The organism is Ensifer sp. NM-2, assembly GCF_003024455.1.
GTDB lineage: Bacteria > Pseudomonadota > Alphaproteobacteria > Rhizobiales > Rhizobiaceae > Ensifer > Ensifer canadensis.
Genome location: NZ_PVZR01000022.1, coordinates 22,032 through 34,591, shown reverse-complemented (window position 1 = coordinate 34,591; position 12,560 = coordinate 22,032). Strand labels below are relative to the sequence as shown.

At 60.0% G+C, this 12,560-nt stretch carries 11 protein-coding genes and 1 pseudogene; 2 read left to right on the top strand and 10 right to left on the bottom strand.

The genetic code is table 11. The annotated features are described in order from the left end of the window. Window positions 1–6: 6 nt before the first annotated feature. The 3 genes from C6558_RS30825 to C6558_RS30815 are packed head-to-tail and all read right to left on the bottom strand — an operon-like array spanning window position 7 to window position 2,739. On the bottom strand, window positions 7–801 hold the full coding sequence (locus tag C6558_RS30825; RefSeq protein ID WP_057221239.1) for an ABC transporter permease: 795 nt from the start codon (window positions 799–801) through the stop codon (window positions 7–9). Window positions 802–805: 4 nt separating this feature from the next. Continuing rightward, window positions 806–1,678, bottom strand: coding sequence for an ABC transporter permease (locus C6558_RS30820; RefSeq protein ID WP_057206736.1), 873 nt, complete (start codon window positions 1,676–1,678; stop codon window positions 806–808). Next, window positions 1,678–2,739: an ABC transporter ATP-binding protein gene (locus C6558_RS30815; protein WP_107028074.1), complete on the bottom strand. Its 1,062-nt coding sequence runs from the start codon at window positions 2,737–2,739 to the stop codon at window positions 1,678–1,680. Before C6558_RS30815 ends, C6558_RS30820 begins: the two co-directional genes overlap by 1 nt. Window positions 2,740–3,069: 330 nt before the next feature. On the opposite strand from C6558_RS30815, the gene C6558_RS30810 reads away from it, so the two are divergent. After that, entirely contained in the window at window positions 3,070–3,903 is an 834-nt protein-coding gene (locus C6558_RS30810; protein ID WP_107028073.1) for an IclR family transcriptional regulator, read from the top strand. A 545-nt stretch (window positions 3,904–4,448) separates the two neighbouring features. After that, complete coding sequence (locus C6558_RS30805; protein WP_107028102.1) at window positions 4,449–4,676, top strand: CopG family transcriptional regulator; 228 nt, start codon at window positions 4,449–4,451, stop codon at window positions 4,674–4,676. 497 nt (window positions 4,677–5,173) lie between these two features. On the opposite strand, the gene C6558_RS30795 is transcribed toward C6558_RS30805, so the two are convergent. The 7 genes and pseudogenes from C6558_RS30795 to C6558_RS30765 all read right to left on the bottom strand — a co-directional run bounded on the left by C6558_RS30795 (window position 5,174) and on the right by C6558_RS30765 (window position 12,550). Beyond that, entirely contained in the window at window positions 5,174–5,953 is a 780-nt protein-coding gene (locus C6558_RS30795; RefSeq protein WP_057221242.1) for an ATP-binding cassette domain-containing protein, read from the bottom strand. After that, window positions 5,943–8,201 (bottom strand): ABC transporter permease, encoded by a 2,259-nt coding sequence (locus C6558_RS30790; RefSeq protein WP_107028072.1) that lies wholly within the window; start codon window positions 8,199–8,201, stop codon window positions 5,943–5,945. Before C6558_RS30790 ends, C6558_RS30795 begins: the two co-directional genes overlap by 11 nt. Before the next feature lie 83 nt (window positions 8,202–8,284). Beyond that, window positions 8,285–9,370 (bottom strand): substrate-binding domain-containing protein, encoded by a 1,086-nt coding sequence (locus C6558_RS30785; protein WP_057206724.1) that lies wholly within the window; start codon window positions 9,368–9,370, stop codon window positions 8,285–8,287. Window positions 9,371–9,554: 184 nt separating this feature from the next. Further along, window positions 9,555–9,773, bottom strand: a pseudogene (locus C6558_RS30780) (aldehyde dehydrogenase family protein); the annotation flags it as partial. A 10-nt stretch (window positions 9,774–9,783) separates the two neighbouring features. Beyond that, window positions 9,784–10,920 carry a fumarylacetoacetate hydrolase family protein gene (locus C6558_RS30775; RefSeq protein ID WP_107028071.1) on the bottom strand — a complete coding sequence of 379 codons (1,137 nt, stop codon included), beginning with the start codon at window positions 10,918–10,920 and terminating at the stop codon, window positions 9,784–9,786. Continuing rightward, window positions 10,907–11,806 (bottom strand): aldose 1-epimerase, encoded by a 900-nt coding sequence (locus C6558_RS30770; RefSeq protein WP_057206718.1) that lies wholly within the window; start codon window positions 11,804–11,806, stop codon window positions 10,907–10,909. Before C6558_RS30770 ends, C6558_RS30775 begins: the two co-directional genes overlap by 14 nt. After that, entirely contained in the window at window positions 11,807–12,550 is a 744-nt protein-coding gene (locus C6558_RS30765; RefSeq protein ID WP_057221246.1) for an SDR family oxidoreductase, read from the bottom strand. Window positions 12,551–12,560 lie beyond the last annotated feature (10 nt).

Here is a 12,560-nt window from a genome sequence, read left to right as displayed (position 1 = left end):
CCGTTCTCAGCCTTTGCCGACAAGAAGACGATCGAGCCCAAACATCCGGTCGAGGACGATCATGGTCACGGTCGCAAGCGCGATCATCAGCGTGGAAACCGCGGCCATCATCGGATCGATGGATTCGCTGGCATACATGTACATGCGAACCGGCAAGGTCACGGTCGAAGGCGATGTGACGAAGATAGACATCGTCAGTTCATCGAAGCTGTTGATGAAGGCAAGCAGCCAGCCGCCGCTGATCCCCGGCAGCAGCAACGGCAAGGTGATGCGCTTGAACACCGTCCACTCGGCCGCTCCAAGGGTGCGGGCCGCGTTCTCGGCGTTGCGATCCATGCTCGTCAACGACGCGAGGATGAGCCTCAGCGTATAGGGCGTGACGATGATTGCATGCGTGGCCACCAGCCAGGTGAAGGAGCCGGTCATGCCCATCAGCGAAAACAACCGGAGAAAGGCAACGCCAAGAACCAGATGTGGGATGATCAGCGGCGACAGGAACAATGCGTTCAGCACATCACGGCCGCGGAACTCGTAGCGCGTGATGGCAAGGGCGGCCGGGACAGCAAGCAGTGTCGAAATCGTTGCCGAAAGGAGGGCCAATCGAATGCTGTTGCCGAATGACGACATGAAGTCGTTGTGGCGGAAGACTGCCTCGAACCAGCGCAGCGACAGGCCGTTCCATGGCATGGCCAAAGTGTTTTCGGGGGTGAAGGCCACGAGGCACACCACGACCATGGGAGCCAGCATGAACACGACGATGAGGCTGTGAAAGACCAGCGCGACAGGACCGTTTCTCTGCATGATTTCAACCCAGCTTCCGTTTGGCCTGCTGCTCGATGAGCCTGTTATAGGCGAGCATGATCACGAGGTTGGCGACGAGGACGATGATGGCGATGGTGGCGCCGAGCGGCCAATTGAGTTCGATCAGGAACTCGTCGTAGACGAGCGTCGCTGCCATCTTCAGCCGCCTCCCACCAAGAAGGCCGGGAATGGCGAAGGAACTCGCCGACAGCGCGAAGACGATCAGGCTGCCGGAGAGAATGCCAAGGGCGGCCTGCGGAAAGACTATCCGGCGCAGGGCGGTAAAGCGGGATGCGCCGAGCGTGAGCGCCGCCGCCTCGACGGTCGGATCCAGCTTCTGCAGCACAGTCCAAACCGGGATGACCATGAACGGCAGCATGATGTGGACGAGGCCGATGACGATCGCCGCTTCGGTGTAGAGCAGTTGCACCGGCTCGAGGCCGACGGCGGCAAGCGCGCCGTTCACCAGCCCGTTCTTGCCTAGCAGCATGCTCCAGCCAAAGGTACGCACGACCACCGAGACTAGCAACGGGCCGATGATGACGAGCAGGAAGATCGACCGCCAGGGCTTGCGCATGTTGGAGAGGATGTAGGCTTCCGGAACACCGATCAGCACGGCGATCACAGTGGTCAGCAGCGCCAGGCGCAACGTACGCCAGAAGGTCGAGAGGTAATACTCGTCCTGCAGAACGGTCAGATAGTTTGCGAGCGAGAAGTCATTCTGAATGCCGGCGGTATAGTCGTAGCTGTTGAACGACAGGATGATCGTTAGCGCCAGTGGCAGCAGAACAAGCCCAATGAAAAACAGCGTTGCCGGAGCCGAAAGGAACAACGGGGCGAAGGCGCGCGGCGCCGCCGCGGGGGTCGCCGCGCCCATCACTCGGTAGCTCCCGCAGCGAGAACGCGACAGTCGCCATGCTGCCAGGACAGGCCCACATTTTCGCCTTCCAGCGGCGGCGGTGCGCCAAGATTGGGAACGGCGACGGCCAGAACGCCGGCCGGGGTCGCAGCGCTGACCAGCCACTGGCTGCCCATGAAGTAGCGGGTGGTCACGGTTCCCTGAAGCTGCCCGTTGGATGGTGTCGTCAGACGCAACTTTTCCGGGCGGATGAATACGGAAACATCCTTGCTTGCCGGCTTGCTGCCCGTCTCGAACACGATGTCGGTGTTGCCGATGCAGACAGTCGCGCCCGCACCGTTTGCGACCGCAGTCGCCGGCATGAAGTTCGACTTTCCGACAAAGGAAGAAATGAAATCGTTGCGCGGGTGTTCATAGAGTTCGTAGGGCGTGTCGACCTGAGTGATCTTGCCCTTCTCCATGACCACGACGCGGTCGCTGATGGAGAGCGCCTCGGCCTGGTCGTGCGTAACCATGATGGTGGTGATGCCGACGGCCTGTTGGATGCGACGCAATTCGAACTGCATTTCTTCGCGAAGCTGGGCATCGAGGTTGGACAGCGGCTCATCCAGCAGCAGAACCGGCGGATTGATGACCAGCGCACGGGCGATCGCCACACGCTGGCGCTGGCCGCCGGACATCTCGCGCGGATATCGATCGGCGAGCGCCGAGAGGTGGACAAGAACAAGAATGTCCTTGATGCGCGTTTCGCGCTCGGCCTTCGCAACCTTGCGCATCTCGAGGCCGAAGCTGACATTTTGCGCAACCGTCATGTGCGGGAAGAGCGCGTAGCTTTGAAAGACCACGCCGAGCTGCCGTTGCGGCGGCGGCATGTAGGTGATGTCGCGGCCGCCCATCATGATCGTGCCCGAGGAGGGGCGCACGAGACCCGCGATCATTTGCAGCGTTGTCGTCTTGCCGCAACCGGATGGTCCCAGAAGCGAGATGAACTCGCCCTTCTCCACACCAAGGTCGAAATTGTGAACAGCGGCAACCGATCCGTAGAATCTGGAAACCTGTTTTAGGCTGAGGAAACTCATGCTCGCTCTCCCGTCATTCAATTGCCTGGAGAGATCGCCTGCCCTGATTTTCTTGTCAGCGATCCATGCGGCAACGACACGTCGTCAAAATCCATTGGGCCCGCTCAGACAGATGCCGAAGTCAGCAACTGCGGCCGTCACGACCGGACCGCACAGTTTTCCCGGCCGGGACGAACGGTAGTCCGTCCACGTTTTCCATCCGCCACCTTGAGAAGGGCTCGCCGGTTAATTTCCGGAGTTTGACAAAAAACACAAACCGAATTTTCTATGTTGAAATTTTTTATGAAAAAAGTCCATAATTCGGAATATTGATAGGGGATCTATAAATTTATGGTGCAGATTTCGGAATCCGAAGCCGTTGGCAACTCCAGCCTCTCGAAGGCAATCCACATCCTGAAAGATCTGGGGGCGCAGTCGGTGGAAGGTGTGCGGTTGATCGACCTTGCGCGCAGGTTGAATCTGAGCCAACCGTCGGCACATCGTCTGCTGAAGACCCTTATCGCCGAGGACATGGTTGAGCAGATGCCGGACAGCAAATCCTACCGTCTGTCGCTGGAGTTCTTTTCCATCGCCTCGCAGGCGAGGCGGCGCGAGGGCATCCTCGATATCGCCCGCCCATCCCTGCTGCGACTTTCGGCGACCTTCAACGACACAGTGTTTCTGCTGGTGCGCAGCAACTTCGATGCAATTTGCCTCGACCGCGTCGAGGGGCCGTTCCCCATCCGCTCGTTTACCGGCGACATCGGCGGCAAGGTGCCATTGGGCATCGGCCAGGGCAGCATCGCCATTCTCTCTTACCTGCCGGAGGAGGAGCGCGAGGCCATCATCAAGTTCAACATGCCCCGCATCATGGATCGTGCGGCAATCGATGAAGTTGATCTGCGCATCAAGATCGAGGAGGTGCGCCGTATCGGCGCGGCGCAGATGAATTTCGAGATGATTGAAGGCATGGCCGGCTTGGGCGTTCCGGTTCTCGATCGAAACGGCATTGCCGTCGCCTCCTTAAGCATCGGGACCCTGGCATCGAGGCTGACCGAAATGCGCAGCGGCACGATCACCGATCTGCTGAAATCGGAAGCGCAGGCGATCAGCAACAAACTCAACCCGTTCGATCCGACCTTGCGCTATCCCGCCTCGGCACTGCGCGCCTCGTCCAAGTCTTGAATTCAAAAGATATTCGGACTTGGACGCGCGCTCCTACTGTGCTCCGGCGTGCAAAAATTGGATGTCGATACGCCGAGACGGAGACCGTGCCAGCGAAGATCAGTTGGGGCGTCGTGAAGATTGGGCCCGCCAAAGTGACCTCTGCCGCGGGATATCGCCGCTCACCAGCTTTATACATTGAATTAGCGGCGGCAGATATTGCCCGTAAGGCAATCTTGCGCGCCAGCACAGCGACATCATTCTCAACGGCCTGTGGATCGGCCTCGACACGAACTGATCCAATATCAGACCAGTCGGTTCGGTACTGGACCACTTGAACGGATATCGGATCAATCATTTGATATTCGTTGGGAGAAGACACGGCGACTCCTATCGTTCATCTATGCGGCGGTGTGCCGCAACGTTGGGGCGCAAGTCGACGTCATCCTGGCCGCCCTCCGGCGGGAGGCAGGCTGAACGGCTGCGACGCTCTTCTGTATCAGTCTTGGGAAATTCAACCTCTTGCCCTATATGATGTGTGATGACTGATGCGCGATGAGGCAGATTTGAGAACGACACTTGCGATCGATGACGATGTCCTGATTGCAGCCAAGGCCATGGCAGCCCAGCAGCATCGGAGCCTTGGCGAGGTCATTTCCGAGCTGGCAAGGCGTTCTTTGCGCCGGCCCCGCAGCGGTAACGAGCGCAATGGAATTCCTCTTCTGACGTCACGACCGGATACCCCGCCAGTTGCCCTCGAAATCGTCAACGCCTTGCGTGACGAACTGCCGTGACTTTCCTGCTCGGCGTTAATCTCCTGATCGCGTTGATCGATCCGGGCGCAAGCAAACAGTAGCAGCGGGCACAGGGCAACTCTGCCTTGCACCTCATCGCGGGTGCTAGGTCGTGAGTTCCCGTCGATATAGTATGCGATCCTAAACGCGCAAAACCATACGGAGGCCGCCCCCTTCGCCCGAGCACAGCGACCGGTTCGCTGCTTTTGCATTTGATGCTGAGCACGGCGGACGCACCCTACCAGATACCAGCCGAGGAGCGATGGTAGGTCTCAATTCGGGGCGTCCATCCTGATCGGACAGTCCCGAAATAACCTAAATTCGCGACGTGACCCACGTTTCCCTGTCGTCCCTCTGGGGAATTAACTCGCCAACGTTGGACCTCCATGGCGGCTGATCTCTTTTTCAATCTGCACGATCAAGGTGTCGAGTGCCGGATTTCTCGTCCCGCGGGCTCGTCGGATGCCGATGGTACTGCGGATTTTGCCGGTGCCCGGTCAACGCACCGCCTGCTCCGCCGTGAGTGCCCGTTCGCGGGTTCCGGAAACAATGATCTCAAGAATCTCGTGTTCGTCAGTGTGCTTGATATAGCGGTCGCCGACATACTCGCCGCGCTTCAGCACCATCACGCGATCGCCGACGGCAAAGATATCTACCAGCCGATGAGAAATGATAATCTGGGCTACACCCTGTCTCTTCAATTCCAGCATCGTTTCAAGCAGGCGTTCGGTCGCCATCACCGAAAGATTGGCGGTCGGCTCATCGAGGATTACGACCTGCGGCTCGAACGAGATGGCGCGGGCAATCGCCACCGATTGCTGGCGGCCGCCCGACAGGCTTTCAACCTTCTGGTAGACAGAGTTGACGTCGACCTTGAGCCGTTTCAACACCTTGTCGGCTTCCGCATACATCTTCCGCCGATCGACGAACGGGCCCTTGAGCGGCCAGCGGCCCAGAAATATGTTCTGCCCGACGTCCATGTTCCCGCACAACGCGAAATCCTGGTAGATCATCTCGATACCGACGTCGCGGCTCTCATGCGGGCTCCTGAAATGCACCGGGTGTCCGGCGACGAATATCTCGCCAGCATCGCGCTGGTAGGCGCCGGTCAGGATTTTCATTAGCGTTGATTTGCCGGCGGAATTGTCGCCAACGAGACCGAGGATCTCGCCGGGATGGAGCACCAAGTCGACCGAGCGTAGCGCCTGGACCGCACCGAACACCTTTTCGATGCTCCGCATTTCCACGATCGGTGTACCTTGGGTATCAGTGGCCATGACTGGTCTCCGATCTTTGTCCGCGTTGCGCCAAAAAGGAGCGCATGCGTCCGAAGATATTGGCTTGGCGAACCCAAATGTCGACGAGCACGGCCACGATAAGGATGACGCCGATAAAGACATTGATCCAGTGCTGCGGCATGGTGAACCCCTGGACGTTCAATTGCAGCAGCGCCCGCACGAGCGTGATCGCCGCGGCCCCGGCAAGCGAGCCGATGATGGTGCCGTAACCGCCGAAGATCGATCCGCCGCCGATGATGACCGAGGCGATGGCGTCCAGTTCGCGGAACTGGCCGGCGACGGGGTTGAAACTGCGAAAGTAGGCGACGTTGATGATCCCGGCCATGGAGGCGCAGAGCGCTGACAACAAGAGCGCGAGGAAACGCACGCGGTTCGTGTTGATGCCCGCGTAAGCCGAGGCGCGGAGGTTGCCGCCGGTGGACAGGACCTTCAGTCCAAACGGCGAGTAAGCGAGCACGAGGCCAGCCACCAGGGCGACAAAGAACATCCAGATCGTCTGCACGCTGACGACTTCTGCGACAGTCCGAAGAAAGCCGGGCGGCAGCGAAAAGCCGAAATGCAGGAGGACGTCGTTCGCCTTGCGGCCGAGCAGATTGTAGCCTTCGGGCCAGCCCGTCAGTTGCTGGCCGGCAACGAACCAGGCGGCAAGACCGCGGGCGATGTAGAACATTCCCAGCGTAGCGATGAAGGCCGGCAGCTTGAAACCGACTGTGACGGTGGCGTTGACGAGTCCGGCGACCATTCCGACAACCAGGCCCATCGCCACGGCGGTCATCGGGTCGGCGCCCAGCACCTTCAGAAAATAGGCCGCGGTGCTGCCCGAAAGCGCAAGTACCGCCCCGACGGAGAGATCGATATCGCCGGCTGCGATGACATAGGTGAGCCCGACCGCGATGAGAGCAAGTTCTGTGTAGTTGAGCAGGATCGCGAACGTATTGGAGAGGTTCCACCAGTAGTCGGGCCTGAGGGTGAGCCCCGTCAGCCACAACAGGATTGTCAGGATAATGGCAAGCGCGTCGCGGCGTGCGAGAAACTTGCCGAACCCGGTAGCCGTCAGCTCCCGGTCGCTCGCCATCGCTCCCTTGGTCTGGACGCCCTCGAGAGCCACGCCGCCCATCTCATAGGCGGGTGGCGGCGGGCGGCCGCGCAGCCAGGCCCAGAAGCGGCCCGCGACTTGGCGGCGGATGAGATAGGGCTCTATCAGCACCGCAATGACGAGAAGGAGGCCGAGGAAAACCAGCACCGCGCCCGCGGGTAGGGTGAACCTGGCGTTGACCGCAATATTCTCGCCGTCGATGACGACAATGCGCGTGATTGGCCATCCTTCGCGCAAGACCTTGTCGACCAGCACGACGACCGCGGCTCCCAGGCAAGAGCCGATCACGCGACCGCGACCGCCCAGGATCGACGCGCCGCCGATGACCACGGATGCAATGACGGTGAGTTCCCAGCTGACACCATAAAGGGGGGTTACGCCCTTATCCTGTGCCGCCGACAGGAGAGCCGCAAGGGTCGCACAGAGCGACGAGATCAGGTAGGCGCGGATGCGCACCCAGCGTGCGGGAATACCGGCATAGACTGCCGCCTGTTCGTTCCCACCGGTGGCGAGTGTCTCGTAGCCCCAGCGGGTTTTGGCAAGCACAACGGCTCCGAGCGCGACAACGCAGGCGAAGACGATGATCTGGTTGTTGAAGCCGAGGACATTGGTTTCGCCGAGGTTGAAGAACAGCGGAAATTCATCCGCCTTGCCGGAATAATAGATCGCCTGGCCGTGCGTCAGCGCCAGCACGAAACCGCGGCCGATGAAAAGGATCGTCAGAGTCGCGATGAATGCCGGCGCCCTTAAGATGGTCACGAGCACGCCGTTGAGTAACCCGATCGCCGTCCCCAGCAGCAGACAAAGAATGACTGAGGCCGTGATTTCGAGATCGAGAAAGCTCGGTGAAAAAAGCCGGGCGAACGCCACCGCGACGAGGCCGTAGGTGGACCCTACCGACAGATCGAGGTCCTTGTTGACGATAACGAAGGTCATCCCCACGGCGATGATCCCCACGCGGGAGGTATCGCGAAGCAGGGCGTGAAGCGCGTCCGTCGAGGCGAAGAAGGTCGGATTTGCGAACACGCCACCGACATAGAGCAGGACTAGGAACAGTATGAGACCGGCCTCCCAGCCGCCGGCGAGCTGCGGAGGCGCACGGCCGAGCGATGTCGTCTCCACAGGCGCCATGGGTTTGTCCGGTAAAACTTTGCACTTGCGCAGGCGGCAGGAACGGCCCTCCCGCCCGTATATGTCAGGCGCCTCGAGCGAAATCAGTTCTCGAAGCGCTTGCCGACATTGGCGACGGTCTCCTTCGTCACCAGCTGGGCCCGTGTGTCGAGATTGGCGGCCGAAATGCCGCGGTCGATCTGCAGGTAGAGCTGCATGACCGGCCAGAAGCCTTGCAGAAACGGCTGTTGTCCCAGCGAGCCCGTTAGGTTGCCCGCGGTGATGCCCTCTTGCTGCGCCGGCCCCAGATCGAAGCCGAAGGCACAGAACTTACCGGTCCATCCCATTTGCGCGACTGCCTTTACGAGTGGCGGTGTGAAGACGTTGTTTGCGGTGAAGGCCCCGACGACGTCACCACGCGACTCGAAGAGCGACACGAGCGCGTTCACGGGGTCGTTCGGGTTCGTGTCGATGCCGACATTCTCCGGCCCGGCGTCCACCTTGAAGTTTTCAAGCTTTCCGGCGTCCTTCAGTGTCTTGACGATCGCATTAAAGGCCGAGGTCACCCGGTTGTTCACTTCGATATTGCCCATCGCGGTCGAGGACGGCAGCAGGATCGAGCCGCTCGTCTTGCCGCTGTCGAGCACGCATTTGGCAAGTGCTTCGCCGCCGATCGCAGCCGCGGATGCGTCCTGGCCGGTATGACTGATGCTACTGCGATTGAGCAGCGTCCCGTCAAAGGAATTTGTCGTAGCGACGGGAATTCCCTTTGCCTCGGCGGCCTTGACGATGTCGTTGTAGGCGCCGACCTGCGGTGTCGTCATGATGATACCGTCGATCGTCGGATCCTGAACGATCTGATTAAGGATTTCGATCTCGCGGGCCGGATCATCCACCGGCGATTCCGAGCCAAGCAGCAGGATCTTGGCGCCGATCATGTTGCCAGCCACAGTGGCGCCAACATAGACGGGATCGAAAAAACCGTTCCCGGCGGTGTGCGTCACGATACCAAAGGTGAGGTGGCCGTCGGCCGAATGAAAGTCCTTGGTACCGGGCGCCTCTTTTGCGGCCTCCTCGAAACTGTAGCCGCCGACCGCCTTCTCGACACTGCCTGATTGCGCGGATGCATACGAGACGCCAAGCGAGAGCGCCGCGACCGATGCTGCCGCGTGCAACAAAATACGCCTCATGACTGGTCCTCCCTTGAAAGGGGCAGAAGCCGTTCGGGCGCGCTGATCGTGAGGGCCGAATGCCTTCCTCCCACGACGCTAATTTTCCGCGTAATTCTATCGTAAGTAAATGGTAAACACGTGGTGCTGGCAAATTTGTTTGGCAGCGGCGTTAAGTTGGACTCGGCGCGCATCCGACTGCGTGCTCGTCGGCGGTCTTTCGAAGGATTGCATGAGGCTCGAGAATGCCGGAGCGCGACCAGGCCGGAAACGCAGCCTTGGCCGCGGCGATCGCCGCCTTCGCATCCTCGGCCGAGGCGCGCGCATATTCCCCGATCACGTCGTTGGTGTCGGACGGATTGATATTGGCAACGCCATCACCGCCAACCCATTCGCCGGCAATCAGGTTCTGGTGCAAAGCCATAATGGGGTTCCTAGATCAGCTGGCGTGCGGCGAGGTTGCGCATGAGATGGGACGCGCCGAAGGTCCAGGGAGGGCACTCGGTAGATAACCTCACCGTGTTGACGAGAGCGCCGAGCTTGGCGTTGGAAATCGTCACGACATCGCCGATCTTGTGTGTGAAGCCCTGACCGGGGACGTCGCGATCTTCGACTGGAGCGAACAGCGTGCCCATGAACAACATCAAGCCATCGGGATATTGGTGATGGGGACCGATGGTCTGTGCCACGAGGTCGAGTGGATCGCGGCTGATCTCCTTCATCGAGCTGCGGCCGATCAGGACATAGCCATCTTCGCCCTCAATCCTCAGATCGAGTTCGGCATCGCGAACGTCATCGATCGAATAGCTTTCGTCGAACAGTCGAATGAACGGACCGAGTGCGCAGGAGGCGTTGTTGTCCTTGGCTTTGCCGAGCAACAGCGCCGAGCGCCCTTCGACATCGCGCAGGTTCACATCGTTGCCGAGCGTCGCCCCCTTCACCCGGCCCTGGCTGTCGACAACCAGCACCACCTCCGGTTCAGGGTTGTTCCATCTCGAGATCGGGTGGAGCCCCACCTCGTCCCCATAGCCGACCGCTGACATGATCTGTCCCTTTGTGAAGACTTCGGCGTCGGGACCAATTCCGACTTCGAGATATTGAGACCAGACGCCCTCCTCGATCAGTGCCTCCTTGACCTTCGCCGCTTCCAGCGAACCGGCCTTGAGATTGCGCAGGCTGTCTCCGACGACCGCCGTCACGCGTTCGCGGATTTTGGAGGCGAGGTCGGGATTTCCTGCCGCGCGCTCCTCGATCACCCGCTCGAGCATCGAGCGTGCAAAGGTCACTCCGCAGGCCTTGATCGCGTGAAGATCGCATGGGGCGAGCAGCCGGGGCATGCTCGGGTTAGCGGCCCTGCCGGACAAAACATCGTCGAGATTGCAGATCGCTTTTCCCTCTTGGGCACGAACAAACCCGACTGGATCGTCCATCTCGGCGAGATCGCGCATCGTTGGCGCATCTTTCGAGGTAATATCGAAGAGAACGCCGGCCCTAACAGCCACCAGCGCCGGCCCCTCTTCTTGCGGCAGCCAAACGCGACCTACGAAGGTGCCGTTCTTACTGAGTTCCATATCGTTCATCCCATTCCAACGTCATTGAAGCAGTCAGTTTTTGACGGTGTTCGAGCACCTGAAGGCCGGGGTGACCCTCAAGATTATGCGCGTCGACGGGGTGGGAGACCGGCTCAAAACAAAAGAAGTCGGCCTTCGACCCCGGCGAGAAGACCAACGCATATGCGAGGTTATCCGAAGCGGAGAGCCTGAGAGAGACGGCCCTCTCGCCTTGCGTGATCACGGCTTCTCCACCCCACTCGCCGAAGGCATTGTTGATCCAGCCGTCGGGCAAGATCCGCCCGCCATCGAAGTTCCAGTCTGAAGCGTCACCGATCTCTTGCCGCCCGGCGGGAAGATGACGCTCGTCCTCCAGCCATATCTCCGCGGCACGAAATTGCAGCCGAGTGTCCACATTTCTGGGAAACCACGGATGGAACCCCACGCCGAACGGCAATGCTTGCCCCGACAAGTTTTCAACTTCGAGCTCTACGATCAATTTGCCCATGGCGAGCGTGATGATTTGCCGTGCCCGGTAGCGGAATGGACCGATCTCCCCGTCACATTCTACTTCAAGGGACTCTGAGCGCTGAGCAAGCGTGCGCCAACACCGCTGAAAGCCGTCCCCATGAATGGGCAATGGCTCGCCACAAAAGTTGGCAGGAACAGGATGGAACGCACCATCATGTTCGAAGCCGCCCCCGGAAATGCGATTGGAAAACGGGACAAGGACATTGCAGCCGAGTGCGAGGGGTCCATCCTCCATCCGACCGTTCCACGGCCTCAACACGGGAAGCAACGCGCCGTCCGGGTGTCGCACATCAAGCCGCGCAATCCCCCCTCCGAGCGCCGGCACGAGTTCGAGGCGCGCGTTGCCATTGTCCAGGATAATCCGGTCGGCCACCATCTACCAGCCGCCGTCGATCGCGAAGATCTGCCCAGAAATCATGTCGGAGGCCGGCGAGACGAGGAAGAAAACGAGTTCGGCGACATCCTCGGGCTGGATGCGTTTTTTGAGGCATTGCCGCGTCAGGATCCAATCGTTGTATTCCTGAAGCCTATCTGCAAAGACCCGGTCTTCCGCTTGGGAAACAATCGCGCCTGGCGAAACCGCATTGACGTTGATGCCATGTGGACCAAGCTCACGGGCCAGCGACTTCGTGAGACCGACCATCGCACCTTTTGACGCCACATATGGTACGTAGCCTTCCCATTGGCCATTGAGCGTGATGGAAGCAAAGTTGACAATCTTGCCGGCCCCCTTGCGCTTCATCAAATCCGCACAGCCTCTGACAGCAGCAAAGGCAGCTGAGGAGTTGACCCGGATCTGATCTTCGTACTCCTCCAGGCTGAATTCTTGAAACGGCTTGTTGATGATGAGCGCGGCGTTGTTGATCAGGATGTCGATGCCACCCGAGGCCTCCGCCTCCTCCCGAATGACCCTTTCCGATGTGGCGAGATCGTTCAGATCACAACCAAGAAAGCGCACGTTTTCGCCGAGGCTTCGTGCCAGCGTTTGCGCATCCTCCAGCTCGGGACGATCGAGTATAACGACGGTCGCGCCTTCCTTGTTGAGCTTCCTCGCCTGCGCCCGACCGAGCGTGCCGAGGCCTCCGGTGACGAGTGCCACTTTTCCTTGAAGCGTCTCCATTTGCGTTCCC

Excerpts from the sequence above, each read along its gene's own strand:
- C6558_RS30795 (WP_057221242.1), bottom strand. The coding sequence starts at position 5,953 with ATGGCCACTGATACCCAAGGTACACCGATCGTGGAAATGCGGAGCATC.
- C6558_RS30790 (WP_107028072.1), bottom strand. The coding sequence starts at position 8,201 with ATGGCGCCTGTGGAGACGACATCGCTCGGCCGTGCGCCTCCGCAGCTC.
- C6558_RS30770 (WP_057206718.1), bottom strand. The coding sequence starts at position 11,806 with ATGGTGGCCGACCGGATTATCCTGGACAATGGCAACGCGCGCCTCGAA.
- C6558_RS30785 (WP_057206724.1), bottom strand. The coding sequence starts at position 9,370 with ATGAGGCGTATTTTGTTGCACGCGGCAGCATCGGTCGCGGCGCTCTCG.
- C6558_RS30765 (WP_057221246.1), bottom strand. The coding sequence starts at position 12,550 with ATGGAGACGCTTCAAGGAAAAGTGGCACTCGTCACCGGAGGCCTCGGC.
- C6558_RS30810 (WP_107028073.1), top strand. The coding sequence starts at position 3,070 with ATGGTGCAGATTTCGGAATCCGAAGCCGTTGGCAACTCCAGCCTCTCG.
- C6558_RS30825 (WP_057221239.1), bottom strand. The coding sequence starts at position 801 with ATGCAGAGAAACGGTCCTGTCGCGCTGGTCTTTCACAGCCTCATCGTC.
- C6558_RS30815 (WP_107028074.1), bottom strand. The coding sequence starts at position 2,739 with ATGAGTTTCCTCAGCCTAAAACAGGTTTCCAGATTCTACGGATCGGTT.
- C6558_RS30775 (WP_107028071.1), bottom strand. The coding sequence starts at position 10,920 with ATGGAACTCAGTAAGAACGGCACCTTCGTAGGTCGCGTTTGGCTGCCG.
- C6558_RS30820 (WP_057206736.1), bottom strand. The coding sequence starts at position 1,678 with ATGGGCGCGGCGACCCCCGCGGCGGCGCCGCGCGCCTTCGCCCCGTTG.